This is a genomic window from Nitrosarchaeum sp. AC2 (assembly GCF_013407385.1).
Taxonomy (GTDB): domain Archaea; phylum Thermoproteota; class Nitrososphaeria; order Nitrososphaerales; family Nitrosopumilaceae; genus Nitrosarchaeum; species Nitrosarchaeum koreense.
Map to the genome: position 1 here is coordinate 35,759 of NZ_CP030847.1, position 25,448 is coordinate 61,206.

The following is a 25,448-nucleotide window of genomic DNA, read 5'->3' on the forward strand; positions in this document are numbered from 1 at the left end:
CTATTTTAGATATTTTGTTTTATCTATAATTCCTGCTTTTTGAAATGCTATTTTTCTATTATTACAAGATTCACAAATACCACAGTGATTATTTTTACTAGAATAACAACTCCATGTTTTAAAGATTGAATCTCCCAAAGTTTTCATACCATTTTGTATTAAATCACTTTTTGAAAGACCTTCTTTGTATGGTGACCATATTTTGATACTTTTTCGTAGTCCCAAGTTTATTCCATCAATCTCTCCTTGATTAAATGCAGACTCTAATTTTTTGGCAAATATTGGTCTGCAATCAGGATAATGATTATCACCAATATGTGCACCGTATGCCACAAATGATGCATTTAGAGTAAATGCCCATGCAGAAGCTATTGAGAGAAAGACTGCATTTCTAATTGGAACAACAATAGAATAATCAAACTTACTTGGAATTTTCCTTTTCGAACTAGTTAAAACATTAGAATCTCCATACAATTCTTTCATAAATCCAATGTCGATAATTTTATGTTGTTTTAATCCAAATTTTTTAGCAAAAGTCTTTGCAGCATTAATCTCTCTATTAGCTTTTTGACCATATGAAAATGTAATTCCATAAAGTTCATACTTTGATTTTAGATAACTGGCAACGCAAACTGAATCTATTCCACCACTAAATACAATAACAGCTTTTTTCATAATTTTCCAGATTATTTTTTTATTACTATTGCACCCTTACTTGGTTTACAAATTACAGTTTGACATTTTGTATTTGCAGATGCAAATCCTTTTGACATAGCTAGAGCAATTTTTTTTAAATCGGCATTACTTTTTGAAAATGCAATCACTGAAGGGCCTGCTCCACTTATTGTTACGCCAAGTGCTCCTGCTTTTAGTGCATTTTCTTTTACCTTGATAAATCCTGGGATCATGTGTTGTCTTGCAGGCTCTACAATTACATCTTTAATGGATTTACCTATCAGATCAGTATCTTTTCTCATAAATCCTGCAACAATTGCTGCAGCATTTGACAAATTTGCAATACTGTCACCTAATCTAACTTTCTTAGGTATTACACCTCGTGATACTTTTGTTTTCTTTTTTGGAACTTCTAGTGTTGGAACTGCAATACACATTCTTAGATTCATTGGAGGTTCAATCTTGATTACATTTAGAGGATTTGTCCTGACTATTACAAATCCTCCCAATACTGATGCTGCAACATTATCATAATGAACAGAACCTGCACTAGCTTTTTCTCCAAACCCCGCAAATTCTACAAGTGCATTATCATCTAATTTTAATTCAAACATTTGATTAAATGCAATTACTGCTGCTGCTGCTGAAGCCGCGCTACTTCCCATCCCAAATCCAGCTGGTACTCCTTTTTTGATTTTAATTTCTACACCGTCTTTAATTTTAAATTTTTTAACATATTTTTAATTACTAACCCTGCAGTATTGTTGTCCGGATTTGTTGGAATGTTGTCTTTAGTAACTATGGTAACACCGCTATTTTTTTTTGTTAATGTGATTTCGTCAAAAAAGCATCAACAGCTAATCCAAATACATCAAAACCTGGTCCTAAATTTGCTGTAGACGATGGTGCTCTTACAGTTACCGTTGACGCCAACTAATCTTCTACCTCTTCGCCCAAGTTAAGAATTCTGCTTAATGCTCCCTCTAGATTTACCAATCCCTCTCCAGTGACATTAGAAAAAGGAATTAATCCTTGGGCAAATCCCCCTAGATTTAGACCTCTAAGAATATTTGTAGTTAAACTATATGTCTCTCCATCTGCCTCTTTAGCAATAGCATTTTCTAATAATTTCAGATTACCTGACCATTCAAGAATATCTTTTAGTTTAGAGCCTATTAGATCTGTTTTTGTAATGATGTTAATTGTTGGCAAGTTTAATCGTAATCTTATTGATGTTGCAAGAAGTGCAATTGATACAAAGTTTACTGGAGTGGTAATTAGTGCACCATCAAAAAGAAATATGTTCATTTTTTCTTCAGACAAAATATTTTCCGTAACAAAGCGACCACTGGAACGGTATGCAAACAACTCAATTTGACCTGGAGTATCTACAATTAGATAGTCTGGATTTACTTTGCCTATCTGTTCTTGAATCTCATCAATCTTAGATGCAATCAGATCGTTTGCCATGACTACCGCACCATTTGGACCTAGATCATATTGTTGCATTATGTCTATAATGTCAACATAATCTCTAACATCAATATCACATGTATAAGGTAAATCTCTAACACCGGGATCCAAATTCAATACAGCTGCAAATGTGCCATTTTTTGTGTAATACTCATATAGTTTAGATGTTAAAAGAGATTTTCCAGCTCCTGCTGTTCCTGTTACAAAAATTGTTTTCAATCCTGTCTGAATTTTCTCTCTTGGCTTATATTTCAAACTAGTTACTTTTCATAAAACCTCTTCAAAACATGCCATTATGGTAATCAATAATCAAAAAAAATTCCGCTTGATCTATAACATGTAATGATACATGAAATTTATGACTCATACATCTATTGAAGAAAAAGAGAAATATCTAAAAGAACTAGTTATCAAATTATTAGAAGAAAAAAACTTTTCAGATTATGACGTTTTAGATTCATTATTTGCTGAAGTCAAGCAAGAAATTCAAAAAACACGCTAATAATACCTGTTACTTTCTTGTAGTTTTTCAAAATTTGTGCCTAGATACAGGCATTAAATATTTGATTTCTATTTACTCAACTTTCATATTTGAATCCTTAAAAAAATTATCAATGAATTGGAGAATTATTGCTATTCCGGCAACTCTTATTCCTATTTTCGTTATAGCAATTCAATTTGATATAAAATTTGAAGATGTATTGGCAATTGGAGTTATTCCATTCGTACTTGCTGTAATTGCTATGATGATAAAACTCGGTCTTCAAGGAATAAAATTTGCATATATTTCGCACAAATATCTGGGAAAATTTGATTCTTTTTGGAAGTTATGTGGTGTTAGAATAGGAAGTGAATTTATCAAATTCACTACTCCAATGTTTGTGGGTGCAGAATTTGTTGTAATTTATTATTTGCATAAAAAAGGAGTTGCACCATCAAAATCAACTTGGATTGCGATAATGGATATAGTTACTGAAGTTTTTGCAGGTGGCCTGTTATCCATTATGGCAGGTATTATCGCATTGATGCATGGAGCATATGTTATAGGCGCTCTGATTTTGGGAATTAGTATCACTATAACTTCATTATGGATGGTTTTATTCTTTTTATCATCGAGAAGAACTTTCCAAGTGCCAAAAATTCTTGTTAGTTTAACAAAGCGATTTGGTAAAGAAAAAGGAGCAAAATACATTGACCAGACAAATTCATGGATGGAAGAAGTTTGTACAATGAGTAGAAAAAATCTTAGAACAACAGAATCAAAAAAAGTTTTTACAATATCTTTCCTATTCTCACTTGCATCTTGGTCATTTTATGGAATATCTTTTATGATAATTGCAATGGGAACAGGATACATTGTTGGTATTTTTGATTCAATCATGGCTGTAATGGGTGCAAATGCAATTGCTAACTTGCCAATAACAGTAGGTGGTTCTGGATTAGCAGAGTTTGGAATTATTGCATATCTCAATAATTTGGATCCATTTAATCTTGTAATTCCTGAAGGAACAGTTGCATGGGATGCAGTAATTGGCTGGAGAATTGCTACATATTATGTCCCTATTGCAATAACTTGGTTACTGTTGGTGAAATTAGCCTTGAGTAAAATTCCAAAGACAGAAAAATAATAGAAAGCACTTTATCTTTTAATGAATTTTTTGATTTATGGATTTCAAAGGTAAAGTTGTACTAATTACTGGTGCATCATCTGGAATAGGTAAGAAAACTGCTATTCAATTTGCTAAAAAAGGTTCTAATGTAATTTTGATTGCAAGAAGAAAACAAAAATTAGAAGAAATAGCAAATGATTTAAAAAAATTTAATGTATCCACACTTGTTTGTGAATGTGATGTATCAGATAAATCACAAGTAGAAAAAACTGCAAAACTTGTTTTAGAAAAATATGAGTCTATTGATATTTTAATAAATAATGCTGGTTTTGCAATTTATGGTTCTGTTTTTGATTTAACAACTGAAGAAATTGAATCTCAAATGGCAACAAATTACTTTGGTATGATTTACTTTATCAAAAACTTTCTTCCGTCAATGCTCAAAAAAAAATCTGGGCATATTGTTAATGTAGCTTCTGTTGCAGCAAGTTTTGGTTTACCAGGAATTGCATCTTACTGTGCATCAAAGTTTGCTATGTTAGGTTTTTCAGAAGGTTTGAAACATGAATTGAAAGGAACCGGTGTTGGAATAACTGTTGTAAGTCCAATCATGGTTAGAACTAACTTTTTTGATCATCCATCTTTTCAACATATGCCAAAATATTCTCCGACATCTCTTAGCGATAAAACAGTTGCAAAAGCAATCTTAAGAGCTTCAAATTCACCACGACTAGAAATTATTGTTCCTTCAGTAGTTCGCGGTGCTGTTTGGATGAAAAATACATTTCCCTATTTCATAAATCCGATTTTAGGCATGGCTTTTAAAAAACAATTAGACGTTAAAAAAACTAGTTTTATTCTTCTAAATCTTCATCTGAAGATTCACTAGAGCCTACATCAAGTAATTCCATTGACTTTAAATCAAATTGATAAATGGCATTCATATCAATCTCTTTTTCCTTTTGAAGAAATTCAGATACTTTTTTACTTAATGGTGCTTTATGTTGATCAAAAATAAATTCATAAACTACTCCTTTTTCTAAATCTGATGTCTTAATTTTTTTTGGTAAATCAAGTGTCACAATATGTCTTCCATCTTCAACTGGATCATATAATTGAGCATCGATTTTATTGTCAGCATCATAAATTTCTAGAATATATCCAGCTCTTTTTAGTTCTTCAGGTTTCTCAAACTTTGCATTTTGAATTTCATCTGTAACCCAATCTGGAATGTCATCTTTTTTCGATGTTTTCTTTTCTTTTTTCGATGATTTTTCTTCGTCAGTCTTTTTAACCATAGAACAACAACTCTAGATCAATTCTTTATCTTTCTTACTTTTCTGCCACCATTCAAGATAGTCATCCTGTTTATCTTCACGTGTCTTTTCTTTCTGATTTAACCTGTATTTTATATCAGAAACTTGTTCTCGTGTAGCATATAATCCACATCTCTTACAAATGAAATGTTTTGTAGCCGAGTCCAATTTCATAGGAATCTCTACTTCATCAAATAACTTGAATAAATCATCTCTACCCCTATTTTCTTCTGCAGTTTCAGCTTCATACTTTGCTTGAATTTTCTTTCTTTCTCTTGCAGTACATTCTGGACAGTTAGGCACTAATGTTTTGGCTTAATTTTTTCCATAAAAGCGTTCCCACGTTATTATCTGATCGACTTAAAATCTGACACGCGGATTTTATCGTCATCCCTTGCGGTCAGTTCGCCCATCGAACATCCCGCGTGCCAGATATCAAACAAACCCAAAATAAAGTATTATTTCTTTTCTTCTAGAATTTCAGCCGTTATTTTTGCTGTATTTTCAGCACCATTAGGAACGAAGTTTTTGGAAAAATCAACTAAATTTTCTTCAAATTTATTATAATTATTTTTAATTTTTGAAATAGCCTCGATTACTTGCTTTGTTCTAACTGCTAATACCCCTAATTTTTTATCATCTGCCCATTTGATGTTGTTTGTATGCTCATCATAAACAGGAATACCGATAATCGGTTTTGCCTTTCCTCCAAGAATTTCACCCATTACAGTATGAGAACCGTTTACAACAGCATATTTAGTTAAATTCAAAACCGTTTCTTTTTGTTGCTCGGTTAGAAAACCTATGTCTATTTGAATCCAATCAATTTTTTTATCCAAAGCATCAGATACTGTATATTTTTTTCCATCCTTACCTAAAACATAATCAATATTTGGATCACTTCTTGCATGAGAGATTATCCTTTTCTCATTTTTCATTTCATTTTGATTAAATATCTGTTCATACCTTTTACCCGTACCATCATTAGTTGATTTATTTCCTGTTCGCATCCAATACCCAAATTCTGAATTTTCTATCAATTTCTCAAGATCAGATGTTATTCCTTTCTCGATATTTTTACCATTTGTGAAATGACCTACATATGATACCTTATCTTTAATTTCTTTTGTAAAATTTAGATTATATTCACACAAGGTATATGGAGGTGGGGAATCCGCAACAATAATTTTGGAAGCTTTACCAATTTGTTTTGAAATATAATTTACTGCTGGATAAAAATAAGATCTTGATTTATACAATTTTGGTCTAAATTGATTTGTAATAAATAAACTTGGAACATTACGATTTTTTGCAATAATGTTTGAACCCATATCTCCATCATTAATTACAAGATCAAATTTTTCTTTATCATACAATTTTCTTTCCTGTATCAAATAACTTGTAACTTGTTTTACAAGTGGCGGATTTTTTGAAACAGGTAGTAAAAAATTTAGCATTGATAATAAAATACTTGGTCCTAGCTTTCCGTCAATTGGAGTTGGCATCAAAATCTTATGAATTTGATCTTTTTGATTTGGGAATTTTTCTAATAACTTTTGGTAAACATGATCTTTACTTGAAAAATGAACTACAAACTTCTCTTTGATATAATCTCCTAACACTTCATTTAGCCTCATCATTCGAGAATAATGTCCACTTCCCCAAGGATAGATAAATTGACCTATTTTTAGCACAAAAATTAATCCTCAAATGCTGTTTAAATTCCCAGTGATTTTATTCTAATGAGTCAAGTATATCATGTACATTATTTGGTCCAATCTTGACTGTAACACTTTTCTTTGTTTTTATGGCAAAATCTACATCTTTGCTTGAAAACTTGGGTATTTCATCAGAATTAATCATAAATAATTTTTCCAATTTTGGAATTTGTTTTTCTAATCCAATCTCCTTGGCTTCTTCAAAAAGTTTTGAATCAACTCCACTTAATGGAATTATTGGAATCATATCATTTTGAAACACACGTTTCATTGAATAATCAATAAATTTTGTAGAAAAAATTAGTGGAGACAATGCAAGAGATACGTGATTTAGTTTATTTGATTTTCCTTCACGAAGCATAATTTCCAAAATTGAATTAACAAAGATAAGATAATTTTTAATTCCAACCTGGTTTATCTTTAAATGAAAGAATTCTAACTGAATTTCTTGTTTTACAAGTCTTGGAATTATTTGATTGATTATTTTAACTAAATTCATCAATTCTGATTTTTGTCTGTAGCAGATAATTATTTTTGAATCGTATCCTTGTTTTATTGTTTCAAAACAAGAAATTGCAGAAATTTCATCATATACGCAACATATGGTATTTTTATTATTTGATGGTATACCTCCCTGCCCATTATCTGAAAAAATACAGACATATGCATAATTTTTTGTTAGATATGTGTAAAGTAATTTATCAAAATTTTCATCCGTTCCAGGACGAGCGCCCATGTTTGATTTTTTTCTATAATGCTTGACGTTGCTGCAATTTCAATATCTTTTGGAAAAAATCCCTTTGTTGTTCCTTCAACTCTGACAAGAAATTTTTCACCTTTTAAGAGTAAATTTCCACCTACTGTAGTAATTTCTGAGACTATATTTTGAAAATTATTTTTTATCTGTCTTGCAATTGCTATTTTTTGAATACCGAAAAGTAAGTTGATAGCTGATGATGCAAATACAGGATCATTTGCATCTACTAAAATAATATCTCCATCACGTTTTACTGATTTAAATTCCTGATTTTGAATTTTTAGAATTTTTTTAATATTTGCAATTAACTGTGGAATTTTATTTTTTGAAAATACCGATGGAAAAACTACTACATAAGAAACATCTTCCATATTTTCATTTTAGTTATGTACCTGTTTATAATTTAGGATAAGATATCTGGGTAATCAATATAAAACAAAACAATTCATGTGTATTTGTGAAAAAATTTACTCAAGAACAAGTAGATGAACTCAACTCTAAAATAAAAACAACAGAAGAAGCACTTCGATGGGTTTCTGATAACTTACATCCACGAGTTGCTAAAGCATCTAGTTTTGGAGCTGAAGATGCGGTAATTATGGATATCATGCACAAGATTAATCCAAAATTTAGATTCTTTACGTTAGATACTGGGAGATTACCTCAAGAAACCTATGATATTATGGATATTGTTAGAAAAAAATACAACATTACAATTGAAGTTTTGTTTCCTGATACTAAAGAAGTTGAAGACATGGTTAAAGAAAAAGGGATAAATCTTTTCTATGATAGTGTGGAAAATAGGAAATTATGTTGTGAAATCCGTAAAGTACATCCAATTAACAGAATACTCTCTACATTAGATGGTTGGATTACTGGATTAAGACGTGATCAAACTGAAGTAAGAAAAGATGTCAATATTTTTCAAATTGATCATGGGCATGGTGGAATATTAAAAATTAATCCAATTATAGACTGGACTTGGGAACAAATTCAAGATTATATTAAAAAAAATAACTTACCATACAATAAACTTCTTGACAAAGGATACCCAAGTATTGGATGTGAGCCATGTACCAGAGCAATCAAACCTGGAGAAGACTTGAGAGCAGGGCGTTGGTGGTGGGAACAAGGCCAGCACAAAGAGTGTGGCCTTCATATAGACCATAATTAGGCAATTTAGTAATGTCTGATTCAATTAAACCACATGGCGGAAAATTAGTAAATAGAATTACCAAGTCTGATCCATCTGGATTATACTCTGTACAAATTTCTGAAGATCTTGCAAATGATGTTGAAAACATTGCAGATGGAATTTTTAGCCCTTTAGAGGGATTTTTAGAGAAAAAAGATTTTGAACATGTAATATCAAAAGGTAGACTTGCAAACGGTTTGGCTTGGACAATTCCAATAGTTTTAGATGTTGATGAATCAACGGCTGCAAAAATGAAGAAGGCTGGTAAAGTTTTACTACAAAACCATCAAGGATTAGGAATTGCAATTTTACATGTTAAAGATACTTTTACTTTTGATAAAGAAAAAACTGCAAAGGGAGTATATGGAACAACTGACTCTTCTCATCCAGGTGTTGCAAAGACAATGTCTATGCAAGACTATCTAGTTGGTGGAAAAATAGATTACATTGCAAGACCTGAAGAAACAGAAATCAGAAAATATCGATTAACTCCTCTTCAAACTAGAGAAGCATTTGCAAAAGCAGGATGGAGGACAATTGTGGCTTTTCAAACCAGAAATCCACCACACGTAGCTCATGAGATGCTTCAAAAAACATCAATTACAACAAGAGATGGTGTATTTGTAAATCCCGTAATTGGCAAAAAAAAGTCTGGCGACTTTGTAGATGAAGTGATTGTAAAATGCTATGAGGCAATGATTACACACTATTACCCAGAAAACAGATGCAAACTTGGAACACTACACACTGAAATGAAGTATGCTGGACCAAAAGAAGCAATACACCATGCCATTATGAGACAAAACTATGGATGCACACACATCATAATTGGCAGAGATCATGCAGGAGTAGGAACATTTTATGATCCATTTGCAGCCCAAAAAATCTTTGAAGATTATCCTGAATTAGAAATAACTCCAGTGTTTTTCCCAGCGTTTTTCTATTGCAGAAAATGTTTGACATACACAAATCCAAAGGCTTGTCCACATGGTGATGATGCAAAAGAGCAAATCAGTGGAACTAAACTGCGACAAATGATTGATGAAGGAAAATCTCCATCTGAGTTTATCTTAAGACCCGAAGTCTCAAAGGTAATTCTAGATTATCCACATCCATTTGTTGATTAGGTATTTATTCACTAAAACTAGATTTAGCTTGTGAAGTATCTTTTTGTACTAATTTTATTTTCTGGATTAATCATAACGCCAGTTTTTGCCCAAGACTCAAAGAATCCATCATTAATTATAGATACAATTGAAATTCCATCATACGAATTCAATAAAATTCTTAGAGATGCAGATATTATTCAAATGGAAGAGACACATGGAGTAAGCTGGCAAGTTACAATTGACAACAATCTTTTGTATGCAAATCCAAATGGAAATGCAGTTTTGAGAATTTATGATAAAGATAATCCTGAAAAATTAGTTGAAATAGGAATGGGTGCAAAACCTAATGAAAAATTTTGGATTGCAGTAAATACTCCTAAAGAGGGATATGTTGTTGTGCATAGTGACTTGGAGAGGGGATGGTCTTCATCATCAAAATCAATAGTATCATACACAGAAAGAGCGGGATTAACAGTTAACAACGGTGCAAGAATAGTTGTATCTAATCTTGATATTGGAGTTTTTAAAATCGGTTCATATTCTGTTTATGGAATGGAAAGTTCTACAGATCCACCGGCAATAAATTCTGGAAGTATGATTCTTGAATTCATATCAGGTGATCCTGCAAAAAACCCGATTGCATTTTTTCCATTTTACATAGCTGCAGCTGTTGGCATTCTAGTTGGAGCTCTCTATCTAACAAAGAAGCGATCTTGAAATTGATAAAAATCACTTTAATTTATGACTAAAGTGTCGTTATATTTTCTGACATACAAAATTTTCCATTTTCCAATAATGGGAAATTCATGTTAGGGTTATATGTAAAAAATTCATAATTTGTTTGTGATTAATAGAAATATTGGATTTATTTTAACTACACTTTTGCTTGTTAGTTCTATGTTTTTCCCTTCTCTTCAAAATGTATATGCCGATGATACAATTACAATTTCTACAGATACTGTTTATGCTACTAATCAAGTTTTAACTGACACTAAAATAATTATTCAAAATAATGCAAAACTGGAAATTGCATTTGGAACTACAATTACATTGCAAAGATCTAGTATAGAGATTAAATCTGGTAGTGAACTCATAATTGATGGAACACTTTTGTTTACTACACCATTTCATAGTAAACAATATTTGTTAAATACTGGCACACTAAATTTACGATGCGGACTTTATCCGGCTCCCACAAGTGCATTTAGTTATACAAATTTTGGAATAGGAACTGTGACAGATTCAGCATGTCCGGGTAATATAGATAAAATAATTATTGATGGTAATGATGTTAGCATACAAATTGGAGAAAATGCAACAATACCTGTTGGTAGAGATGCAATTATCCTACATACACTTTATGTAGCTGGATTAATTGATAATTTTGGTTCCGTCTCAAATCAAGGATTAGTAACTTTGGATAATGGTAAAGTTGTAAATTCTGGAACATGGACTAATGTATGCGATAATTTTGATTCTAGAGGTATTAAAACATTAAATGGCGGAATTTTTCAAGGAAATCCAGCAAAAAAAACTACTTGTGCATTACCAATAGCTTTACCAGATAATTATTCTGTAGATGAAGATGGAATTCTTATAGTCTCTACACTAAATGGAGTCCTAAAAAATGATAGTGATGCAGATAGTCCAACTCTTTTAGTTACCTTGGATACTATTTTACCAAAATTTGGTATTGTTAATCTTAATTCAGATGGAAGTTTTGAATATGTTCCCCAAACTGACTTTTTTGGAACTGATAAATTTTCATATAAAGTAGATGATGGAACTGATGGATTTGCTACAGCACTTGTTACAATTAATGTAATTCCTTCAAATGATTCACCAGTTGCAAATAATGATAGCATAACTGTAAATGAAGATTCATTGGCAACAAACATCAAAACTATCGTATTAAGTAATGATACAGATCCTGATGGTGATGTTTTAACAATAACTAGTGCAGGACTAACAACAATTCCTAAGGGACTTGTATCTGTTATAAATGGTCAATTAACTTATAACCCAAATTCACAATTTGAGTACCTTAAAGCAGGACAAACAGGTACTGATTCATTTGAGTATACTGTTTCAGATGGGCAATTGACTTCGACTGCTATAGTTACAGTGACAATAACTGGTCAAAATGATAAACCTGTAGCTTTACCAGATAATTATTCACTTAATCAAAATAGTGTGTTATCTATTAGTGCTCCTGGATTGTTAGCTAACGATAGTGATATTGATGGCAATACTCTCACTGCACTTTTTTATCTCCCACCGCAATCAGGATCTGTTGTAATTAATTCCGATGGTAGTTTTACTTATACTCCAAACATTGGTTTCTTTGGAACAGACACCATGTCGTATATTGTTTCTGATGGTATAATTAATCAATATGGAATAGGTGTTGTTACTTTTACAGTTATAGACGTAATTCCTCCTATCATTACAGTAATTCCAATATCTGCTAACATTGAACTTGGTTCATCTCCACCTAGTCTCTTAAGCGGTGTAACCACAAACGATGGATCACCTATAACTGTCACTGGTTCTGTAGATGTTAACACAATAGGCGATTATGTAATCTATTATGATTCAACTGATATCAATGGTAATGCTGCAATTCAACAAAGTAGAACATATCATGTTGTAGATACTGTTGCACCTAACGTGCCAGTAATTACATCTCCTGATGACGGTACATCCACATCTGATCCATCCCAAACAATTACAGGCACTTCTGAACCAAACTCTACAATTGAAGTGTTTGTTAATGGTGCATCAACAGGTACAACAATAGCTAATTCTGCTGGAAACTGGTCTACCCAAGTATCGTTGTCTGAAGGAACAAACATAGTTACTGCAACTGCATTTGACGGTTTTAACACATCGTCACCAAGTGAGCCAATTCATATCATACTTGACACTGTTGCACCTAACGTGCCAGTAATTATATCTCCTGATGACGGTACATCCACATCTGATCCATCCCAAACAATTACAGGCACTTCTGAACCAAACTCTACAATTGAAGTGTTTGTTAATGGTGCATCAACAGGTACAACAATAGCTAATTCTGCTGGAAACTGGTCTAATACAGTTCAATTATTTGGAGGCATCAATGTAATTACTGCAACTGCGTCTGATGGACTTAACACATCACCACCAAGTGAGCCAATTCATATTACTCTAACAGTTGTAAACTCACTTCTTCAACAAAAACTAGCATTAATTGAACAATTAGAAAATTTGATTAATTCAGCTCAAGATGATAAAACCAAAAAAGAACTTAAAAAAGCAATTAAGGAACTTAGAAAAGGAGCTGATTCAAAACTTTATTCTCAAGATGGAAACAGCTTTTTAGATAAAAAGAGTGCAATAAAGGCTCTCAAATATGACAAACAAGGAATTAAACATCTAGTAAATATTTACCATAAAGGACACGAATCTAATTCATTCAAATCTGAATTAGCAGAAATCACTATTGAACTACTAAGAATTGACAAACAGCTAATCATAAACACTTACATTGGTACTCATAACTTACGTGAAGGAACTCTAGAAAACTTCATAAGTTCATTACGATATGTTGATGCCGAAACTAATTCTGAATTTGATAATGATCTTTCAGAATATGATGACAATATGATTGAAAACTTTGGTCAATCATGGAATAAAATAATACATGATAAAGACGCCAAAAAATTAGTTAAAGAAAAAATGTCATGGAAAGAATTTGTTGATCAATTAAAATCTGAAGGAAAATGGGATAAGGCAGAAGAAAAAGCAGAAAAGAAGGCACAAAAGGCAGAAGAAAAAGCAGAAAAGAAGGCACAAAAGGCAGAAGAAAAAGCAGAAAAGAAGGCACAAAAGGCAGAAGAAAAAGCAGAAAAGAAGGCACAAAAGGCAGAAGAAAAAGCAGAAAAGAAGGCAACTAAGAAATAATCCAAACAATCATTGAACAATTAAAAACAGAAAAATCTTATTAATCATCAAAGAAATTTTATTGAAAAATATTCATAAAAATTTACGAATAAAAACATTATTTTTTATTATTGAATAATTGATATTGGATTTTTAGATTCTGTATCTAAAGAAATTCTTTGGCCGTTTTGAAATGATGCAAACTCTTCATCAGAAACTATCACAAGTGGAATATCTGATAATGCACAACCACTTGCAACTGTAAGATCAGCTTTCTGACAAATCATCGCAGAAGGTGCTGTATTATTGGTTTTTATTGAATAGATTGTATATGCACCTACACTACTACCTACTCCTGATGGAAATACTAGAATTGAATTTTTAATAGATTTATTAAATAATTCATGATTTTTATCACTAATAATTCCTGTCTTCTTGTCTACTGTCCCTAAAAAATTAATTGGCATATTTGATTTTAATACGATTCCTTCTACTTTACCTTTAACAAGAATTTTCAATTTGTTTCATCTTCAATTATTTGTGACAGTGATTTTAGATTTACATCTACACCATTTGAATTTTTTAGATAAAATGCTCCCTTGATACTATTTGTAGTTACAGCATCCACATCATTTTTGGTAATAAGTGGAGTTAAACACGTACAACAATCAGAAAGAATTTCACACCCTGCACGCTCTAATTCATTTGTATATCCTATCTTTCTTGCTTGCTCCTTGACAGTTCTTGGACAGAAAATCATGCATCTTTTTGTAAATGATCTACCTTTTAACTTACCAACAAGATCAGATATTTCTTCTAAACCTAATTGAGGACTACCAAGTGTAATCAGATCACCTTTTTCAGCCGTGTTTAACTCGTCATGAATATTTTGCATTTCCTTTTCATCAAAATCAACTTTTTCACAATCAACATCTCCATCTCCAAAAAGAAACTTGGCGCAAGTTCCAGAAGTTCCCATTCCTCCACACATTGCTTTACACTGTCTTTTATCCATCTCTCCAAGACCTGAAATATTTACAGAAGTATCGCCAACCTTTCCAGCAAAAAATCCAAGCATACCATATGTCAACTCGTTTGGATTTTTCACTTTCATTCTTATAGTGATATTAGGAGTATCATCTTTTCGTAATGAAGAGTATGGGCTTTTTCCTGTAATTGCACTTGCAAGTGCACTAAATGCACTTTCTTTGTTTGTCTTAAGATTGTCATACGAGTTTGCATGAATTGCAGCATTACTTTCTGCAAATGCAACTTGAGTTCCTTCTTTTGGAATATCAAAAATCTCATAAGGAATACATGAAAAGGAAGGAGTAACACCCATTGTTTCATAAGAATTTTTAATTGATAATTGTTTTGAAATGAAATTTTTATCTAAATTATAATTTTCAACATTGTCAATATCAAATCCCATAGGATTCAGAGTTGTTTTTACTTTAACTCTGGCATTCTTACTTATACTTGAGAGAAATTCCTCACCTGCATCTCCAATCGTATTGTAGTTGACTCCTGATAGATGTGCCCACTCTATTGGTACTAGTTTTTCTGCATCAACTGCTTCACCTGTAGCTACTAAAATTCTATATGCCATTTGCATAATTTCACCTTGTTCACCTTTTAGAGCAGATTCTTCCTCTCGAGTTAATTCCACACGACATATTGATTATTACAGATATAATACTTGTACGTAGAATATTGTATGAACATGAAAAAAATTATTCATGGAATGATGTCTACTATGAATTCTGTAAAACCGCCAAGAATGACTGCTTTGCGAGAATTACATGAGGCCGAAACAGGAAATTTTAGTATTTTAATTGGAACAATATTGTCTGCACGAACAAAGGATGAAACTACCACTAAAGCAGTAAAGATGTTATTTTCAAAATACAAAACTCCAAAGGAGCTAGCTAATGCCAAAGTAAAAGATATTGAAAAAATAATCAGATCCATCGGATTTTATCATGTAAAATCCAAAAGAATCATCGAAGTCTCAAAAATTATAGATTCAAAGTATAATGGAATAGTTCCTGATAGCCTTGATGAATTAATCCAACTTCCTGGAGTAGGAAGAAAAACAGCAAACTGTGTATTAGTATATGCATTTGATAAGCCTGCAATTCCTGTTGATATTCATGTACATAGAATATCTAATAGATTGGGGTTAGTAAATACACAATCTCCTGAAGAAACAGAACTAGAATTAATGAAAAAAATTCCAAAAAAATACTGGATTAAAATTAATGACACTTTTGTAATGTATGGACAAAATATCTGCAAACCTATTAATCCAATGTGTAATGTTTGTAAAATTAAAAAAAATTGCAAATATTATACAGAGAATAATATTTAAAAATAAAAGAAAAAGATTGGGTTTTAAAAATTCAATCTTATCCTACAGTGATTGTCCATTTTACAGACAAGCTATCACCACTTGATACAGTAATTCCTGTATCAGAGTTTAGATCTTGTACTGAAAACATGCTAGCTGTTCCTAGTGATGTACATTGTCCATTTCCATCTTTTGATGCATTATCTCCGTTAAAGATACCAGATTGCATAATTGCACCTGTTGCATTACCAGCACCAAAATTAAATGGTGCACTAGTTGTGTCCAAGACTACAATTGTTCCTGTTCCACCAGTTGCTGGTGTAAAACTAGGTACTACTTGTTTTCTTGCCATTTCACCACTGACTCCAGATGATGCACAAGCTCCACCTGAAGTTGTTTCAAGTGCAGATAATGTATTAACTGGTGTTAATGCTGTAGTATGGTTTCCAATAGCAATGAACTGAAATTCATTATTTCCTGCTGCACATACAGCACTTGTAGAGTTTTCAAATACATGACGAGCAACACAGTCTTTACCTCCAATCACTACGATATTATCGCCTTGAAGATACTGTTTGATTGCACCTGATTCATCTAGTACTTTGTACTCAACATGACCTAACATGTCAAATCCTGCTTGTGTTTGTGGAGCAGCCGAAACCATCATTGAGGTTGCAGATACGCCACTTAGACTAATTGTTCCCAGGCCTATTCCGAATATGCCTGCAAACAACACGATCGTTTTTAATCTATTCATTAAGATACCATGTGTTTAACTATATTATTAGTTGCTTGGCAAAAAATGCTTACCAGATGATCCAATTTGGTATATTTACGGTGTTTTGAGACCAATAGATTCCGATAACTCTATTGTGATATTTTTGCCAGTTTGAGGCACTTCAATAGGCTCTGTTTCTTTATCCGTTTCTGGTATTTGCCCATTACTGTTTGTTGATGATAATGATACTGTGATCCCAATACCGATTATGACAATTCCAACAATAATTCCAATGATGACAGATTTATTCACAAAAACATTATTTCACACATGTCTATAAACATGCCTAAAAATATAGCTTGATTTTTTATATTTCTTCATAATTAACTCAGCAATGAAGTTTAACAAATTTTTTTATTTTTGATTATATCATTGATGGTTTTACCAATTCTTCAAATCTATGCATCTACTGATTCCATACTGATCACATATTCTTCAAGCATACAAAATGTAGTCTTTGATGGTAAATGGACAAACCAAATAGAGTGGAAGGCATCAAGTGATAACATGTTTTCATATGATAACAATGAAACAGTAATACATTTACGAACCGCTCATCATGAAAATTTCATCTATGTATTTGTTGATCCAATCACTGATCATACCTTAGATTATAAAATGGATAAATCTATAATTTGTTTTGATGGAAAAAATAATAAAAATCTGATTCCAGATAAAGATGATTATTGTTTTTCAATTCTACTTGGAGAAAGACAAGGAACAATTCAACAAGGTTTTGATAATTCAAAATATCAATTTACAAATAATTCAGAATTTATTGCAATCAGCTCTGTTTCAGACGAGAATGATCGATATACAAAGATTTTACATCCAAGCTATGAATTTAAAATTCCAATTGAATTACTAAATCGTTCTGATAACTATGGATTCTATCTTTCAGTTTATGATGCAAGTTTAGATAAATATTATTCATGGCCTAAAAATTCTACACAACAAAATTCATCAGACATTCCACCTCCATCACAATGGGGTGATATTATCTCCCCTGACAAATCGCTTCCAGAATTAAATCTACCAATTCTGATATTTACTGTATCGATTTTTACAATTATTCTAATACAATTAAAAATCAAGACTAGAATTTTTGGTTCGTTCAAATTCTGACATATTCAATGTCTACTTATTTTTTAAATAATTAATTATTTGATTAAAATAAAATAAAAAGTGACAATCGTCTTTCCAAACTTCTAATATGTAGAAGTTGAAGATTGAGACGATAGTCCAGTTGAAGTTGGTACAGATGGGAATTTGTCTCCAATCTGTTGCTCTGCTACTGCAGATGCTTCTTGAAGGATTCTTTCGGTTTCCTCACTTGAAGCGCCAGTCTCCATGCTAAATGAGTCTCCTGCCAAGGAGTCCATCATTAGACCATTGAGTGTCTGTGTCATGGAATTCAATTCTGAGTCTGCTTCAGGCATGAATCTTCCTAGTGATGACTTCAATCCCTTCATTGTAGACATCGCTGGGCCGATTGCTACCATAGCATCGCCTAGATCATGAATAGTTGTCAGTCTTAATTGGACTTGTTCCAATGACATTCTTGCATTGCCGAGCATCTTTGTAACCTTACGAATTTCAGCTAATTCGTTTGACAAAACTCTGCTTGTACTGGTATCATGTTGTTGCATTGCAGTCACGACTCTTTGGAAGAGTTGCGCGTCTCTTTCACGTAGTTTTCCAAGCATCGAGTCCATTTTTGATATCTGGACTTGTAGTTTGTTTACTGCCGTTTGGATTCGTGGTTTTAATGCACCTTGAGGTTTTATAGTCTCACGGAGTTTATCGGTTACACCTGGTGTCTCTTGTCGAGCCCAAGTTTTATCGAAGTTTGGCATGTCAGGTGATTTAGAAGTTAGCTCTTAATGGACAGAGTAAATTTAGATAAACATTAGAGTAAATTTAGCTAACAAACTAATTCTAGATAGAGATTTAACAAATTATGGTCAGAATTGTGGTTTTTGATTCTGGATTAGGCTCGTTATCAATAATTACTGCAATACAAAAAATCTGTAAATCAGAGATTATCTACTTTGCAGACCAGAAAAATTTTCCTTATGGGAAAAAATCTAAAAAAGAATTAGAATTGATAATTAAAAAAACTTTGAATCTCTTAGAAGAAAAATTTTTCCCAGATCTAATTGTAATGGCATCAAATACACCAAGTTTAATGGTAAAAACTAAAAATAAAAAAATAATTAAAGTATATCCTCCTCTTAGAGAAGCTATGAATCTTTCTAAGACAAAAAATATTGCATTACTTGGAACAAAAACTGTTGTTGCAAGTAAGAGCTTATCAAATTATATAAAAAAATTTAATTTTCCTAAAAACAGTAAAATTTACAAAATAAATTCTTCATTGCTTGTCAATCTTGTAGAATCAAATAGATTTATCACAAATAAATCAATCAGTAGAAAGATTATTAAAAAAATTCTTAATAACGTTTTAAAAAATAAAATTGATGTAGCTACTTTATCAAGTACTCATTTATCTTTTTTAAAACCATTACTGGAGTTAGAATTTCCAGAAGTAAAGTTTGTTGATCCTTCTTATATCGTAGCACATAAAGTACTTGCAAATATTAAAAATAATAATTCCAAGAAAAATACAATTAAGATTTTTACGTCTGGAAATGTAAAACAATTCCAAAATAATTTAATTAAACTTGGGATACGAAATAAAGTTAATTTTTTGTCTACTTGACTTTAGCCTTTCGATATCCATGACTGAATTTCTTATCATATAATTTTGAATATTCATACGTTTTAGGATCAATTACATCACTGATAATTACAATTGCAGTTCTTGTTATTTTTTCATCTCTTACTTTTTTTACAATGTCATTAAGTGTTCCTTTGATAATTTTTTGATCATCCCAACTTGCTCTATAAATTACAGCAACAGGCGTTGATTTTTTATATCCACCTGCAATTGATTCTTTTACAATATTTGAAAGTAAATGAACACTAAGATAAAAAATCAAAGTTGCTTTGTGTTTTGCAAGCTCTGAAATTTTTTCTCGTTTTGGTACTTTTGTTCTAGATTCTGCTCTTGTAACAATAATTGTTTGAGTTACTCCTGGAAGTGTTAATTGCGTTCCAAGTGCAGCAGCTGATGCTAAAAATGCAGTGATGCCTGGAATGACTATTGATTCAATTCCTTTTTGTTCTAAATTATCTATTTGTTCTTTGATTGCTCCATAAATTGATGGATCACCATCATGTAATCTGACAACTAGCTTGTTGTTCTTTGAGTTATTGTAAAGTAGATCAAAAATTTCTTCTCTTACTAACCCAGATGCATCATGTAATTTACCTTTTTTACATAATTTAAGAATTGGAGGAGGAATCAGTGAACCGGAATAAACTACAATGTCTGCTTTTTGAATTAATTTTTTGGCTTTAACAGTTATTAATTCTGGATCTCCTGGACCGCATCCAACAAAATATACCCTAGACACGTTTTACCACCAAAATCGAAAAATATTTTGTAGTTAATGTTCCATCATTAACTTCACCCAATGTTAATTTTCTAATAATTTCGTTTTCTGTTCCTAGATCTTGTCCAATTGCAAAAATAGAATTATCAGGAAAACCAGATTCTTTTAACAAATCAATCACTTTATCAAAATATCTACCGTCTTTTAAAAAAACCATTGTCTCAGAATTTTTTGCAATTTCTTTTACTGTACTTAAATCATAACATGATGGAATTATTGCAACTTTTTCTGAACCCTCTGCAATACTTATCCCAACTTTTGCGGCAAATGTAAACATAGAAACAATTCCCGGAATGACACTGATTTTTATTTCTGGATGATTCTGTTCAATATCTTTATGCATGTAAATCCAAGTGCTGTATAGATATGGATCCCCAATTGTAAGATAAACAACATTTTTTCCTGTTAAAACTTTTTCTGCCATAATCTTTGCATTTTTTTTCCAAGTTGCTTCAAGTACATCTTTATCTTTCGTCATTGGAAAGATCAATTTTACTATCTCTTGGTTTTTTGATTTATCAATTAATGATGATACTATAGATAATGCTATACTTGGTCTATCTTCACCTGAGGCAGGACACATTATAGTGTCGGCATTTTGAATTGCTTTGGCTGCCTTTACTGTAAGCAACTCTGGATCTCCAGGACCTACTCCTATTCCAATTAATTCAGGCATAAAAATTCTAGTTTTATCCCCAATTAAAAATCTAGATTAAATTTTAGTTGCAGAAATTATTGTAACTGGATTTCTAGCAAGCATCATTGTACCTGTTGAGGTCTTTCTACTCTTAGAAATGGTTATTTGAGTCAAATCTACCGAATTAAATTTTAATTTCTCAATAATTTGCAAGACTGAATACAATGTCTCTATTAATATTACTCCAATTACTATTCTTCCACCAGATTTTAGTTTGTCTTGACATATCTTTACGATATCTTCTGTATCTCCACCAGTTCCTCCTATGAATATTACATCAGCTTGTTCTAATTCAGAGATCTTTTCCTTTGCATTACCAAGAATTACAGAAATATTTGTTAATCCAAACTTTTCCACATTTCTTTTTGTTAATTCAATTGCATTAGGATCATAATCTATTGCAATTACTTTTCCTGATTCAACTTGAATAGCTGCTTCAATTGATATAGAACCACTCCCACATCCAATATCATATACAGTATATCCAGGGCAAAGTCTTGCTTTACTAATTTGTACAACTCTTACCTCTTCTTTTGTAATAGGTACATTTTCTGTACGCTCAAAAAACTCATCTGGAATTCCAGGTGTTTTATAATTCCACATAAACCAAGCCCAGCATTTTTTATGAAATTGGAATTATGCCTGTTGTAACACTGCCAGCGTGTACAATAGTATATGTTAGAATCCAAACAAATAGGTACAAGAAAATATAACTCCCTATTCCCTGTGTTACAATTTTCTTTCTATCAGATGATGGTAATTGCATGTTCATTGACTTTGCAATAAATATAGTTACAATAAATACGATGATCATAAATGCAATTGATGCCCATCTTCTCTCCTCTCCTTGAATATCTTCAAAGATAAAAGTTGCAATAGTACCAGCAATTACTGCACAAGCGACTCTTAACCAAAATAATCTGTTTAATTTCTTGTCTTTTTCACTTTTTTCTTCGTGATTTATGGTAGGTTCTGATGCTGAAGTATCATTTGATTCTGTCTCTGGAATCTTGCTATTTTCCTCATTAGTTGACTCTTTTTTAGAGTCTTTAGGATCAGGTGTTGGTGCAGATTTCTTTTTTTTAAATTTTGCCAAGTAAATTTCTAGGTTGACTTCATTAAGCCTTGTTTAAAATCTTTGGTCATAAAATGAGCATAAAAGAGAGTAAGAGTATAATTTCAGATACTGAATAGATTATTGTGACTCTTGCAGGAATAGAACTTCGGTATTTAGTAAATCAAATTTCAGAGGCAACACAGGACTACTATGTCAGTAACATCTATGGTGTAACAAAAGATAGTATATTGTTCAAACTTCATCATACTGAAAAATCAGATCTTTTTATGATGTTATCTACGTCCGGTGTTTGGTTAACATCTGTTAAAATTGATCAGATGGAACCAAATAGATTACTAAAACGATTGCGAAGTGATCTTTTACGATTAAAGATAAAAAAAATAGAACAAATAGCATCAGAACGAATTGCCTATTTTACATTTGCAGGATTTGATAAGGAATACGTAATTGTAGCAGAATTTTTTGGCGAAGGAAATATCTTACTATGCAACAATGAAATGAAAATACTTGCATTACAACATTCAATTGATGTAAGACATAGAAAGCTTGGTGTTGGTTTGGTGTATGCCCCGCCACCTCTAAATGGTATAGATGTAATTAAAGTAACAGAGACTAACTTTGAAGAATTAAAGACATCTGATTTAGCTGCTGCAAAATGGCTTGGACGTACATTGGGATTACCAAAAAAATACGTTGAAGGAATATTCGAAATGTCTCATGTTGATTCCAAATGTGTTGGAGCTAATTTAACATCTGAGCAAATAAAAAAATTATATGATACAACAAAAAATATTGTTACAAACGTTGTTACTGGTAAACATGAACCAGTAATTATTAGAGATGAAAAAACTGAAATCATTCCAGTTAGATTAGGAAACTTGGATAACAAATGTACTGTTGTTAACAGCTTTATTGAAGGGTTAGATACTGTTTTTACAGAAAATATTGTAGAGATTGGTAAATCAATTCAAACTGGTGGTTCTGATAAAAAAATAAAAGAACTTGAAACTCAGCTTTCTGAACAAGAAAAAGCAATTGATACAGTAAAAGAAAAATCAAGTCACATAACTAATACTGCTAATTCGCTTTTTGAAATGATTTCAAAAGGTATTACATCAATTGAAGATATACAAGCTCAGGAAATTTTATCATCTCACAACTCAAAATTGATTAAAGAAAAAGGTATAACTCTTATCTTAATTGATGATGAAAAAATAAAGATAAACACACAGTCTTCATTGCAATCAATTGCATCTATATTATTTAATGAAGCAAAACGTAAATCTGCTGCAATAAAATCAATTGAACAGATTAAAATCAATACACAAAAGAAATTATCAAAGTTACAAAATAAAGCTGAAACTGAAAAAGATTCAGTTTCGTTTACAGAGATTAGAAAGAAAAACTGGTATGAAAGATACAGATGGTTCTTTACGTCTGATGGAATTCTTGCCATAGGTGGTAGAGATGCACCTTCAAACTCTGCTGTAGTAAGAAAACATTTAGAAAAAAATGATAAAATATTTCATGGTGACATCTTTGGTTCGCCTTTTTTCATTCTAAAGAATGCTGATAATCCACCTACAGCTAGCTTAAATGAAGTTGCTCATGCAACTGTTTGTTTTAGCAGAGCATGGAGAGAAGGTATGTATGGTGTTAGTGCATTTTGGGTAAATCCAGAACAAGTAAAAAATCAGCACCTAGTGGACAATTTCTGCCAAAAGGATCTTTTACAATAGAAGGACAACGAAATTTTGTAAAGATATCTACTCTCAAATTAGCTGTTGGAATAATTCCACAAGGAGATGATTATATTCTAACTAGCGGACCACCTGATACAATTAAAAAAAATTCTATTTGTTATGTAATAATTGAACCACATGGATTGGAAATGGTAGACGCTGCAAAAAAAATTAGATTAGAGTTTTTAAAATTAGAAGAAGAGATTACAAAGAAAATAAACATTGATGATTTTGTTCGTGTACTTCCAGCAGGAGCAAGTCAGATTACAGAAATAGGATTAGGAGATGCTGCTTAACACAGAAAATAATCCTTTGTTTTTTGTAGATGCAATGTTGGGAAATATTGCTAGAAAATTAAGACTATTAGGCTATGACTCTAAATATTTTCCAGATATTAACGATACAAAATTAATTGATACAGCAATTAAAGAAAAAAGAATAATCATTTCAAAAGATAATGAACTAATTTTACGAGCACAAAAATATAATCTACAAGTAATTCATATCACTAAACAAAAACAGATTGAGCAATTTTTTGAAATAATAAATAAAGTACATTTGAAAAATTTTAAAATAAATGGAAATGTAGCACGATGTACAAACTGTAATTCACTAACAGAACCAATTGATAAGAATAATTACAAAGAAAAAATACTTCTAGGAGTTTTTAATTTAAATGAAAACTATTGTAGATGTAAAAGTTGTGAGAAGATCTATTGGGAAGGTACACATATTAAAAATTTGCAAATGTTTGTAGGTAAGATCAATGAAAGATTACAATAACCTATCAAAAGAAGATGGTAAACTCCTTGTCAGTACAGCAAGAAAAATTGTTACTGAATATATTAAAAATAATACGAAACTAAAACTTGAAAATGAATTTAAAAATAATTTTTCATTTAAATCTGGGGTATTTGTAACTTTAAATGATAAACAAGGATTACGTGGTTGCATAGGTTATCCATTACCAAATAAATTATTGTATGATGCATTATATGATGCAGCAATTTCTGCTGCAACAAAAGATCCGAGGTTTCCTCCTGTTGAAGATAAAGATCTAAATTCAATAATATTTGAAGTAACTGTATTAACTTCACCAAAAAAATTATTGTAAATAATCCTGAAGAATATTTATCAAAGATCAAAGTAGGAAGAGACGGTTTAATTGTCAGGAATGGATATCATTCTGGATTACTTTTGCCACAAGTTCCAGTTGATTACAATTGGAATGCAAAAGAATTTCTTGAACACACTTGCGAAAAAGCTGGACTATCAAAAGATTCATGGAAAGATCCAACAACTATCATTGAATCATTTGAAGGAATTATTTTCAAAGAATATCATGATTAATTACACAATAATAAAAAATATTTAACTTATTTAATTACGTTTTAAAATTTAACTAACGTTATTTTAAATAATAATTTTTAAATTATGATAACCTTAAAAATTAAACACATAAAATTTATTCTTAAATAATTTTATCATGAATTATTTTAAAAAATTAA

General features: G+C 31.4%; 26 protein-coding genes and 3 pseudogenes. 13 read left to right on the plus strand and 16 right to left on the minus strand.

Features of this window, described 5'->3' with window-relative positions:
* The 3 genes from DSQ20_RS00240 to DSQ20_RS00250 all read right to left on the minus strand — a co-directional run bounded on the left by DSQ20_RS00240 (position 1) and on the right by DSQ20_RS00250 (position 2,367).
* Positions 1 to 675 (minus strand): 7-cyano-7-deazaguanine synthase, encoded by a 675-nt coding sequence (locus DSQ20_RS00240; protein WP_179365588.1) that lies wholly within the window; start codon positions 673 to 675, stop codon positions 1 to 3.
* An 11-nt stretch (positions 676 to 686) separates the two neighbouring features.
* A complete protein-coding gene (locus tag DSQ20_RS00245) occupies positions 687 to 1,394 on the minus strand; it encodes a homoserine kinase (RefSeq protein ID WP_370464204.1) in 708 nt (235 codons plus the stop codon).
* 214 nt (positions 1,395 to 1,608) lie between these two features.
* Positions 1,609 to 2,367 (minus strand): ATP/GTP-binding protein, encoded by a 759-nt coding sequence (locus DSQ20_RS00250; RefSeq protein ID WP_179366275.1) that lies wholly within the window; start codon positions 2,365 to 2,367, stop codon positions 1,609 to 1,611.
* A gap of 139 nt (positions 2,368 to 2,506) precedes the next feature.
* On the opposite strand from DSQ20_RS00250, the gene DSQ20_RS00255 reads away from it, so the two are divergent.
* The 3 genes from DSQ20_RS00255 to DSQ20_RS00265 all read left to right on the plus strand — a co-directional run bounded on the left by DSQ20_RS00255 (position 2,507) and on the right by DSQ20_RS00265 (position 4,647).
* A complete protein-coding gene (locus tag DSQ20_RS00255; protein WP_179365589.1) occupies positions 2,507 to 2,650 on the plus strand; it encodes a hypothetical protein in 144 nt (47 codons plus the stop codon).
* A 112-nt stretch (positions 2,651 to 2,762) separates the two neighbouring features.
* Positions 2,763 to 3,776, plus strand: a complete 1,014-nt coding sequence (locus DSQ20_RS00260) for a lysylphosphatidylglycerol synthase transmembrane domain-containing protein (RefSeq protein ID WP_179365590.1) — start codon at positions 2,763 to 2,765, stop codon at positions 3,774 to 3,776.
* A gap of 37 nt (positions 3,777 to 3,813) precedes the next feature.
* Positions 3,814 to 4,647, plus strand: coding sequence for an SDR family oxidoreductase (locus DSQ20_RS00265; protein ID WP_179365591.1), 834 nt, complete (start codon positions 3,814 to 3,816; stop codon positions 4,645 to 4,647).
* On the opposite strand, the gene DSQ20_RS00270 is transcribed toward DSQ20_RS00265, so the two are convergent.
* The 4 genes and pseudogenes from DSQ20_RS00270 to DSQ20_RS00285 form a co-directional block, all read right to left on the minus strand.
* Entirely contained in the window at positions 4,613 to 5,056 is a 444-nt protein-coding gene (locus DSQ20_RS00270) for a hypothetical protein (protein WP_179365592.1), read from the minus strand. The two genes, DSQ20_RS00265 and DSQ20_RS00270, sit on opposite strands and share 35 nt — an antisense overlap.
* A gap of 12 nt (positions 5,057 to 5,068) precedes the next feature.
* The gene (locus DSQ20_RS00275) at positions 5,069 to 5,377 is read right to left on the minus strand and encodes a hypothetical protein (RefSeq protein WP_007551746.1); all 309 of its coding nucleotides are present in this window, start codon (positions 5,375 to 5,377) and stop codon (positions 5,069 to 5,071) included.
* Between the two features lie 155 nt (positions 5,378 to 5,532).
* A complete protein-coding gene (locus DSQ20_RS00280) occupies positions 5,533 to 6,768 on the minus strand; it encodes a glycosyltransferase (RefSeq protein WP_179365593.1) in 1,236 nt (411 codons plus the stop codon).
* 40 nt (positions 6,769 to 6,808) lie between these two features.
* A pseudogene (locus tag DSQ20_RS00285) lies at positions 6,809 to 7,920 on the minus strand (thiamine biosynthesis protein).
* 86 nt (positions 7,921 to 8,006) lie between these two features.
* On the opposite strand from DSQ20_RS00285, the gene DSQ20_RS00290 reads away from it, so the two are divergent.
* From DSQ20_RS00290 to DSQ20_RS00305, 4 genes are all read left to right on the plus strand, one after another.
* A complete protein-coding gene (locus DSQ20_RS00290) occupies positions 8,007 to 8,723 on the plus strand; it encodes a phosphoadenylyl-sulfate reductase (RefSeq protein ID WP_179365594.1) in 717 nt (238 codons plus the stop codon).
* A gap of 11 nt (positions 8,724 to 8,734) precedes the next feature.
* Positions 8,735 to 9,871: a sulfate adenylyltransferase gene (gene sat, locus DSQ20_RS00295; RefSeq protein WP_179365595.1), complete on the plus strand. Its 1,137-nt coding sequence runs from the start codon at positions 8,735 to 8,737 to the stop codon at positions 9,869 to 9,871.
* Between the two features lie 30 nt (positions 9,872 to 9,901).
* Positions 9,902 to 10,570, plus strand: coding sequence for a hypothetical protein (locus DSQ20_RS00300; protein WP_179365596.1), 669 nt, complete (start codon positions 9,902 to 9,904; stop codon positions 10,568 to 10,570).
* Positions 10,571 to 10,696: 126 nt separating this feature from the next.
* Positions 10,697 to 13,798: an Ig-like domain-containing protein gene (locus DSQ20_RS00305; RefSeq protein ID WP_179365597.1), complete on the plus strand. Its 3,102-nt coding sequence runs from the start codon at positions 10,697 to 10,699 to the stop codon at positions 13,796 to 13,798.
* A gap of 107 nt (positions 13,799 to 13,905) precedes the next feature.
* Here the strand turns inward: DSQ20_RS00305 and DSQ20_RS00310 are convergent, their stop codons facing one another.
* Positions 13,906 to 14,295 (minus strand): aconitase X swivel domain-containing protein, encoded by a 390-nt coding sequence (locus tag DSQ20_RS00310; RefSeq protein WP_179365598.1) that lies wholly within the window; start codon positions 14,293 to 14,295, stop codon positions 13,906 to 13,908.
* Complete coding sequence (locus DSQ20_RS00315) at positions 14,292 to 15,446, minus strand: aconitase X catalytic domain-containing protein (protein ID WP_179365599.1); 1,155 nt, start codon at positions 15,444 to 15,446, stop codon at positions 14,292 to 14,294. The genes DSQ20_RS00310 and DSQ20_RS00315 overlap by 4 nt, the downstream gene beginning before the upstream one ends.
* A gap of 48 nt (positions 15,447 to 15,494) precedes the next feature.
* Between DSQ20_RS00315 and nth the strand changes: the two genes are divergently transcribed.
* Positions 15,495 to 16,148 (plus strand): endonuclease III, encoded by a 654-nt coding sequence (gene nth, locus DSQ20_RS00320; RefSeq protein WP_218841294.1) that lies wholly within the window; start codon positions 15,495 to 15,497, stop codon positions 16,146 to 16,148.
* A gap of 37 nt (positions 16,149 to 16,185) precedes the next feature.
* Here nth and DSQ20_RS00325 read toward each other — a convergent pair whose 3' ends face one another.
* Both DSQ20_RS00325 and DSQ20_RS00330 read right to left on the minus strand, forming a co-directional pair.
* Positions 16,186 to 16,884 carry a hypothetical protein gene (locus DSQ20_RS00325; RefSeq protein ID WP_179365601.1) on the minus strand — a complete coding sequence of 233 codons (699 nt, stop codon included), beginning with the start codon at positions 16,882 to 16,884 and terminating at the stop codon, positions 16,186 to 16,188.
* Positions 16,885 to 16,959: 75 nt separating this feature from the next.
* Positions 16,960 to 17,157 (minus strand): hypothetical protein, encoded by a 198-nt coding sequence (locus DSQ20_RS00330; protein ID WP_179365602.1) that lies wholly within the window; start codon positions 17,155 to 17,157, stop codon positions 16,960 to 16,962.
* Positions 17,158 to 17,280: 123 nt separating this feature from the next.
* On the opposite strand from DSQ20_RS00330, the gene DSQ20_RS00335 reads away from it, so the two are divergent.
* Positions 17,281 to 18,030: a hypothetical protein gene (locus DSQ20_RS00335; RefSeq protein WP_179365603.1), complete on the plus strand. Its 750-nt coding sequence runs from the start codon at positions 17,281 to 17,283 to the stop codon at positions 18,028 to 18,030.
* An 83-nt stretch (positions 18,031 to 18,113) separates the two neighbouring features.
* On the opposite strand, the gene DSQ20_RS00340 is transcribed toward DSQ20_RS00335, so the two are convergent.
* Positions 18,114 to 18,761, minus strand: coding sequence for a Snf7 family protein (locus tag DSQ20_RS00340; protein ID WP_048110206.1), 648 nt, complete (start codon positions 18,759 to 18,761; stop codon positions 18,114 to 18,116).
* A 104-nt stretch (positions 18,762 to 18,865) separates the two neighbouring features.
* Here DSQ20_RS00340 and DSQ20_RS00345 point away from each other — a divergent pair, with 104 nt between their 5' ends.
* The gene (locus DSQ20_RS00345) at positions 18,866 to 19,627 is read left to right on the plus strand and encodes a glutamate racemase (protein ID WP_179365604.1); all 762 of its coding nucleotides are present in this window, start codon (positions 18,866 to 18,868) and stop codon (positions 19,625 to 19,627) included.
* Here DSQ20_RS00345 and cobM read toward each other — a convergent pair.
* Genes cobM through DSQ20_RS00365 form a run of 4 tightly spaced genes read right to left on the minus strand, consistent with a single transcriptional unit; the run spans position 19,620 to position 22,216 of the window.
* A complete protein-coding gene (gene cobM / locus DSQ20_RS00350) occupies positions 19,620 to 20,384 on the minus strand; it encodes a precorrin-4 C(11)-methyltransferase (RefSeq protein WP_179365605.1) in 765 nt (254 codons plus the stop codon). The genes DSQ20_RS00345 and cobM overlap by 8 nt on opposite strands.
* Complete coding sequence (gene cobI / locus DSQ20_RS00355; RefSeq protein ID WP_007551764.1) at positions 20,377 to 21,099, minus strand: precorrin-2 C(20)-methyltransferase; 723 nt, start codon at positions 21,097 to 21,099, stop codon at positions 20,377 to 20,379. Before cobI ends, cobM begins: the two co-directional genes overlap by 8 nt.
* A 36-nt stretch (positions 21,100 to 21,135) precedes the next feature.
* A complete protein-coding gene (gene cbiT, locus DSQ20_RS00360) occupies positions 21,136 to 21,723 on the minus strand; it encodes a precorrin-6Y C5,15-methyltransferase (decarboxylating) subunit CbiT (protein ID WP_179365606.1) in 588 nt (195 codons plus the stop codon).
* 19 nt (positions 21,724 to 21,742) lie between these two features.
* Positions 21,743 to 22,216: a hypothetical protein gene (locus DSQ20_RS00365; RefSeq protein ID WP_179365607.1), complete on the minus strand. Its 474-nt coding sequence runs from the start codon at positions 22,214 to 22,216 to the stop codon at positions 21,743 to 21,745.
* Positions 22,217 to 22,320: 104 nt separating this feature from the next.
* On the opposite strand from DSQ20_RS00365, the pseudogene rqcH reads away from it, so the two are divergent.
* From rqcH to DSQ20_RS00380, 3 genes and pseudogenes are all read left to right on the plus strand, one after another.
* Positions 22,321 to 24,236, plus strand: a pseudogene (gene rqcH, locus DSQ20_RS00370) (ribosome rescue protein RqcH).
* Positions 24,226 to 24,723, plus strand: coding sequence for a Mut7-C RNAse domain-containing protein (locus DSQ20_RS00375; protein WP_255458272.1), 498 nt, complete (start codon positions 24,226 to 24,228; stop codon positions 24,721 to 24,723). Before rqcH ends, DSQ20_RS00375 begins: the two are co-directional and overlap by 11 nt.
* Positions 24,707 to 25,290, plus strand: a pseudogene (locus tag DSQ20_RS00380) (TIGR00296 family protein). Before DSQ20_RS00375 ends, DSQ20_RS00380 begins: the two are co-directional and overlap by 17 nt.
* The last annotated feature ends 158 nt before the right edge of the window (positions 25,291 to 25,448 follow it).

Coding starts and splice junctions, on each gene's coding strand:
- DSQ20_RS00240 (WP_179365588.1), bottom strand. CDS start 675: ATGAAAAAAGCTGTTATTGTATTTAGTGGTGGAATAGATTCAGTTTGC.
- DSQ20_RS00255 (WP_179365589.1), top strand. CDS start 2,507: ATGACTCATACATCTATTGAAGAAAAAGAGAAATATCTAAAAGAACTA.
- DSQ20_RS00260 (WP_179365590.1), top strand. CDS start 2,763: ATGAATTGGAGAATTATTGCTATTCCGGCAACTCTTATTCCTATTTTC.
- DSQ20_RS00265 (WP_179365591.1), top strand. CDS start 3,814: ATGGATTTCAAAGGTAAAGTTGTACTAATTACTGGTGCATCATCTGGA.
- DSQ20_RS00270 (WP_179365592.1), bottom strand. CDS start 5,056: ATGGTTAAAAAGACTGACGAAGAAAAATCATCGAAAAAAGAAAAGAAA.
- sat (WP_179365595.1), top strand. CDS start 8,735: ATGTCTGATTCAATTAAACCACATGGCGGAAAATTAGTAAATAGAATT.
- nth (WP_218841294.1), top strand. CDS start 15,495: ATGAACATGAAAAAAATTATTCATGGAATGATGTCTACTATGAATTCT.
- DSQ20_RS00325 (WP_179365601.1), bottom strand. CDS start 16,884: ATGAATAGATTAAAAACGATCGTGTTGTTTGCAGGCATATTCGGAATA.
- DSQ20_RS00335 (WP_179365603.1), top strand. CDS start 17,281: ATGGTTTTACCAATTCTTCAAATCTATGCATCTACTGATTCCATACTG.
- DSQ20_RS00340 (WP_048110206.1), bottom strand. CDS start 18,761: ATGCCAAACTTCGATAAAACTTGGGCTCGACAAGAGACACCAGGTGTA.
- DSQ20_RS00345 (WP_179365604.1), top strand. CDS start 18,866: ATGGTCAGAATTGTGGTTTTTGATTCTGGATTAGGCTCGTTATCAATA.
- cobI (WP_007551764.1), bottom strand. CDS start 21,099: ATGCCTGAATTAATTGGAATAGGAGTAGGTCCTGGAGATCCAGAGTTG.
- cbiT (WP_179365606.1), bottom strand. CDS start 21,723: ATGTGGAATTATAAAACACCTGGAATTCCAGATGAGTTTTTTGAGCGT.
- DSQ20_RS00375 (WP_255458272.1), top strand. CDS start 24,226: ATGCTGCTTAACACAGAAAATAATCCTTTGTTTTTTGTAGATGCAATG.